The organism is Micromonospora sp. U56, assembly GCF_018070095.1.
In the GTDB taxonomy this organism is placed as follows: domain Bacteria; phylum Actinomycetota; class Actinomycetes; order Mycobacteriales; family Micromonosporaceae; genus Micromonospora; species Micromonospora purpureochromogenes.
Genome location: NZ_JAGPYL010000291.1, coordinates 1 through 555, shown reverse-complemented (window position 1 = coordinate 555; position 555 = coordinate 1). Strand labels below are relative to the sequence as shown.

Annotated in this window: 1 protein-coding gene; it reads left to right on the top strand. The window is 76.4% G+C overall.

Going from position 1 to position 555, the window contains the following annotated elements:
- Positions 1-555, top strand: a 555-nt coding sequence (locus tag KBX37_RS34045) for a transposase (protein WP_210779906.1), incomplete at both ends; no start/stop codon positions are given.

The following is a 555-nucleotide window of genomic DNA, read 5'->3' as shown; positions in this document are numbered from 1 at the left end:
GTCGTCGGCGGGCGTTGATGCCGGTGCGCTGGTATCACGGCACCTTCACCCTCCAGGGCCGTCGGGTCCGCCTTCCCACGGCCAGGGGCACGTCGCCGTTGTGGGTCAGGCTGGCGCGGGCGGTGCCGTACCCGGTCGAGCAGGTCCGCTCGGTCACCCTGCTGTGCGAGGGCGGCCGGCTGTTCCTGGACGTGAGCGCCGAGGTGCCGGTGGCGACCTACCCGGCGGGTGAAGGGCCGGATCCGGGCCGGGTCGCCGGGGTGGATCTCGGTGTGATTCACCCGTACGCGGTGGCCGGCCCGGACGGTGAGGGGCTGTTGGTGTCGGGGCGGGCTGTGCGCGCCGAGCACCGCATGCACCTGGCCGACAGCAAGGCCCGCCGCCGCGCCGTGGCCCGCAGGGCACCGAAGCCGGGTCAGCGGGGGTCGCGGCGGTGGCGCCAGCACCGACGCCGCGCCCGCCTGGTGGAGGGCCGGCACCGGCGTAGGGTCCGTCAGGCCCAGCACGAAGCCGCCGCCACGGTCGTGTCCTGGGCGGTGCGGCGGCGGGTGGGTG